The sequence below is a fragment of the Paracraurococcus ruber genome (assembly GCF_004353985.1).
Taxonomy (GTDB): Bacteria; Pseudomonadota; Alphaproteobacteria; order Acetobacterales; family Acetobacteraceae; genus Paracraurococcus; species Paracraurococcus ruber.
Genome location: NZ_SMOA01000363.1, coordinates 1 through 4,483, shown reverse-complemented (window position 1 = coordinate 4,483; position 4,483 = coordinate 1). Strand labels below are relative to the sequence as shown.

Sequence of the window (4,483 nt, the reverse complement as noted above, 5' to 3'; positions counted from 1 at the left end):
GGCCGCAGCCGCGGCGGCGCCGGCAGGGCCACCGCGCCATCCGGCAGCCGCCAGCGCTGCCCGGCGAGGATGGCGGCGAGCGGCGCGTCCGCCGTCATGCCGCGCCCTCCGCCCGGCGGAACAGCGACACCGCGTCGCGCGTCCAGGGGCGCATACCGGCATCGGCCGGCACGCGGTCGGTCGGGCCCAGCAGCAGCGCGCCGCCGGGCACGAGCTGCGCCACCAGGCGCCGCGCCACCGCGTCGCGCGCCGCATCGGTCAGGTAGATGCCGACATTGCGGCAGACCACCGCGTCGAAGCCGGCGCCGTCCGGCGCGACCTCCAGCAGGTTGGCGCGGCGGAAGCGCGCCCGGCCGCGCAGCGCCGGAGCCACCGCGATGCCGTCCCGCGCCGCGGGGAATTGCGCATGGTAGGCGGGTGGCACGTCGCGCAGCGGGTCGGGCGGGCCGGCGCGGTACTGGCCGCGCGCCGCATGCCGCAGCGCCGGGCGGGAGAGGTCGAGCCCGACCACCTCCAGCCCCAGGCGAAGCCCGGTCTCGGCGATGGCATCGGCGCCGAGCGCGGCGAGCGTCCAGGCCTCCTCCCCCGTGGCGCAGCCGGCCGAGAGCAGGCGCAGCCTGGTCGCGCCGCGCGCCGCCGCGGCGCGCGCCAGGTCGGGCAGCGCGGCGGCGCGGAATTGCAGCACCTGCGTGGGGTGGCGGAACAGCCGCGTCTCCTGCACCGTCACGGCGTCGATCACCGCGGCCCAGGCCGCGTCCTCGATGCCAGGCGGCTGCGGCAGGGCGCGCTGCAGCAGGCCGGGCTGGCGTTCCAGGCGGCGGCGCGCCACCTCCCCCGGGGCGAGGCCGATCAGCGCCTCAAGCCGCTCCAGCGCATCCCGCACCAGGCGCGGGTCGGCGGGGTGGGCGGCGGGCGGCGGGACGGGCCCGGCATCCTCGAGGGGGAAGCGCATCCCGCTGCGTCAGCCGGCCGCGCTCGCCTCGGCCAGCGTCGCGTAGGTGGCGATGACGGTGTCGAAGCCGCTGATCTCGAACACCTCCCGCACCGCCGGCTGCAGGCCGAAGACGCCGAAGCGGCGGCCGGCGGCCTGCGCCTGCTTCGCCGCCTTGAGGAGGACGCGCAGGCCGGCGCTGCTGACGTAACGGACCTGCTCGAAATCGACCAGCAGCGCGCCTTCCGCCACCATCGCCTGCAGCGCGGCCTCGACATCGGGCGCCGTGGTGGCATCCAGCCGCCCTTCCAGCCGGGCGATCCCGCCATCCTGGGCGGCCAACCGTGCGATGCGCATGCACTCTCCTCTGCCCGCGCCGCGGCAAGCCTGCCGCCGGCGCCGCGCCACCCCCGACCGCCGGAGACTAGCGCGCGCCCCGGGGCTTGTCGCCTGGACCCAAGGTCGGGGCGGCGCGGCTTGGCACGCCCGGACCGATGCCCTAGCACGCAGTGTCGGGGGAGAAACATTGCCGATGATCTTGCGCGACGGACCGCTCGAGCGCTTCCTGGGTCGCAGCCGGGACCGCCGCATGCAGCGCCCGCCCGGCCTCGCCTTCTGGCTGGACGGCGAGCCGCCCTTCCCCGTCGCGCTCGGCCTGGCGCTGCAGCACCTGGCGGTGCAGAGCGTGTATTTCGTGCTGCCGGCGGCGGTCGGCGCCGCCGTCACGCAGGACCCGGCGCAGGTCACGCGCTTCCTCAGCCTGTCGATCCTGGCGGCGGCGCTGTGGCAGGCGCTGCAGATCATCACCCGCGGCCCGTCCGGGTCCGGCTACCCGATCCCCGGCACGCATACCGCGGCGCTCCTCGGCGCCTATCTGGTCGCGGCGCAGGCCGGCTCGGGCTTCGGCGGCATCGGCGCCCTGGTGCTGCTGGTGGGCATCGCCAGCGTCGCGCTGACCTTCGTGCTGCAGCGCATGCGCGTCTTCATCCCGAACGAGGTGGCTGGCGTCGTCGTCTTCCTGATCGGCGTGGCGCTGATCACCCTCGGCACGCAGCAGCTTGGCCTGCAGAGCCTGGCGGCGGCGCCCAGCGGCGCGGCGGTGGCCGTGGTGCTGGCCAGCCTCGCCGTCATGGTGGTGGCGGCGCTGAGCCGCACCGCGGCGGCGCGCTTCGCCGTCATCATCGGCGCCCTGGTCGGCGTGGCGCTGGCCCTGCTGCTGGGGGAAACGCCGGCGGGCGCGGCGCAGGTGCTGGCCGGCAGCCCGTGGCTGGCCTTGCCGGAGCCCTGGCTGCCCGACCCCGGCGCGGTGACGCCGGCGGCGCTGCTGGCCGCCCTGCTGGCGCTGGTGGCGATGAAGGCGACGGCGGCCGGCAGCATCGTGGTGATCCAGCGCGCCGCCGATGCCGGCTGGACGCGGCCGGACGCGCCGCCGCTCCGGCGCGGGCTGCTGGCGAATGGCGTCGCGGTGGCCGCCGCCGGGCTGTTCGGCGGCGCGGCGCCCGGGCCGAACACCGCCGCGCTCGGCCTGTCCATCGCCACCGGCACGCTGGCGCGACGCATCGTCTGGCTGGGCGTGCCGCTGCTGGTGGTGCTCGCCCTCTGCCCCAAGCTGGTGGCGCTGTTCGTGCTGATGCCCGGGCCGGTGAAGGCGGCGATGCTCTTCTACGTCTCCGGCTTCATCATGGCGCAGGGCTGCCAGCTGGTGACGGCACGGCTGCTGGACACGCGGCGGACGCTGATCGTCGCCTTCGGGCTGACGGCGGGCATCGCGGTGGCGGTGGCGCCGCAGGTCTTCCAGCAAGTGCTGCCGGCGCTCGCCTCGCCGCTCGCCTTCGGCGCCATGGTCGCCTTCCTCGCCAACCTGGTCACCCTGCCGCTGGTGGCGCAGCGGGCGGAGCGGCGGCTGGCGCCCGGCCCCGGCGCGGCGCGGGAGGCGGCGGAGTGGTTCGCCGGCCTGGCGGGCGCCTGGGGGCTGAAGCCCGGCACGGCGCGCGCCGCCGAGCATGCGCTGGGCGAGCTGGCGGAGCTGCTGGCCGGGCGCGGGGTGACGGAGATCGGGCTGTCCGCCCGGCGGGCCGAGGACCGGGTGGAGCTGGCGCTGGCCTGGCAGGGCGCGCCGCTGCCGGAGCGGGCGCGCAGCGTGCGGCCGGAGGATTTGCTGGGCCCGTTGGAGGCGCAGGAGCGCTTCGCGGTGTGGCTGGCGACGCGCGACGCGCAGTCGGTCACGCAGAGTGCGGTCGCCGACGGCCAGATGTTGCGGCTGGTTTTCGAGGACTGAAAGACGCGAGGGTCCCAAGGGCCTTTCGGCCCTTGGCAGGGAGAGCGCGAAAGGGGCAGAGCCCCTCCCGCAGGGCGGTCAGGTCTCGACCTTGATGTTGTTGTCGCGGATGACGGCGCCCCAGCGCGCCGCCTCCGCCCGGATGAAGGCGGCGGTGTCGGCGGGGGAGCTGGCCCTGATGTCCGCCCCCTGCTCCTCCATCCGCGCCTTCACGTTGGGGTCCTGCAGGGTCAGCGCCACGGCCTGCTGCATGGCGGCGACGATCGGCTCCGGGATGCCGCCCGGGCCGAGCAGCGCCCAGTAGGTCAGGGCGCTGAACCCCGGGAAGCCCTGCTCGGCGAAGGTCGGGACGCCCGCCAGGAAGCGGCTCGGCTCCGCCGTGGTGACGCCGAGGGCGCGCAGCGTCCCGGCCCGCAGGTGCTGCAGCAGGATGACGATGTTCGACATGAACAGCGGCACATGGCCCGCCAGCACGTCCTGCAGAGCCGGGCCGCCGCCGCGATAGGGCACATGCGTCAGCCGGATGTCGCGCTGCTGCGCCAGCAGCACGGTGGCGATATGCGCCAGGCTGCCGGCGCCGGTGGTGGCGTAGTTGAGGCTGCCCGGCGCGGCGCGCGCCGCCGTCACGACATCGGCGAAGCTGCGCCAGGGTGCGCCCGGCTGGGTGACGAAGGCATAGGGGCAGGTGCCGACCACCGTGGCGTAGCTGAAATTCTCGGTGGCCTTGTAGGGCAGCGAGAGCAGCGTGTCGTTCGCCGCCAGCGTGTCGTTCACCAGGATCCAGGTATAGCCGTCGGGCGGGCTGCGCTGCGCTTCGTTCGCGCCGACCGAGCCGGAGGCGCCGCCGCGGTTGTCCACCACGATCGGCCGGCCGAGGATTTCCTGCAGGCGCGGCTGCAGGATGCGGGCAACGGTGTCGTTGGATCCGCCCGGCGGGAAGGGGACGATGATGCGGACGGGCCGGTCCGGCCAGCCATTCGGCCGCGGCGCCTGCGCGGCGGCGGTGCCGAGCAGGCCCGGCAGCGGCAGCGCCGCGGTGCCGGCGAGCAGGCGGCGGCGGGGAAGAAGCAAGGTCATGGCAGGCCCGTGTCGTTGCTGCGGGCGGTGTATGCCAGATCGGCCCCGGTTGCGGCAGGGCCAGGGGACCAGGCCGATGGCGCGAGCCGGCGGGCCCCGCCACAAGCGCCGCGCGTGGCCGGGCGCGACGACCACGGCGTTGCGCCCGCTTGCGGGCAAGGCGGCTTCGCACCGCGCCGCGCGCCGCCGCGGACCCG

4 protein-coding genes are annotated in these 4,483 nt (G+C 76.1%); 1 reads left to right on the top strand and 3 read right to left on the bottom strand.

Annotated features, from left to right (window positions below):
* Positions 1 to 94: 94 nt before the first annotated feature.
* Positions 95 to 952: a CheR family methyltransferase gene (locus E2C05_RS29055; protein WP_133223113.1), complete on the bottom strand. Its 858-nt coding sequence runs from the start codon at positions 950 to 952 to the stop codon at positions 95 to 97.
* Between the two features lie 9 nt (positions 953 to 961).
* The gene (locus E2C05_RS29050; protein WP_133223112.1) at positions 962 to 1,288 is read right to left on the bottom strand and encodes an STAS domain-containing protein; all 327 of its coding nucleotides are present in this window, start codon (positions 1,286 to 1,288) and stop codon (positions 962 to 964) included.
* Positions 1,289 to 1,463: 175 nt separating this feature from the next.
* On the opposite strand from E2C05_RS29050, the gene E2C05_RS29045 reads away from it, so the two are divergent.
* On the top strand, positions 1,464 to 3,209 hold the full coding sequence (locus E2C05_RS29045; RefSeq protein ID WP_158292445.1) for a solute carrier family 23 protein: 1,746 nt from the start codon (positions 1,464 to 1,466) through the stop codon (positions 3,207 to 3,209).
* A gap of 78 nt (positions 3,210 to 3,287) precedes the next feature.
* Here the strand turns inward: E2C05_RS29045 and E2C05_RS29040 are convergent, their stop codons facing one another.
* Entirely contained in the window at positions 3,288 to 4,286 is a 999-nt protein-coding gene (locus tag E2C05_RS29040) for a Bug family tripartite tricarboxylate transporter substrate binding protein (protein WP_133223110.1), read from the bottom strand.
* Positions 4,287 to 4,483 lie beyond the last annotated feature (197 nt).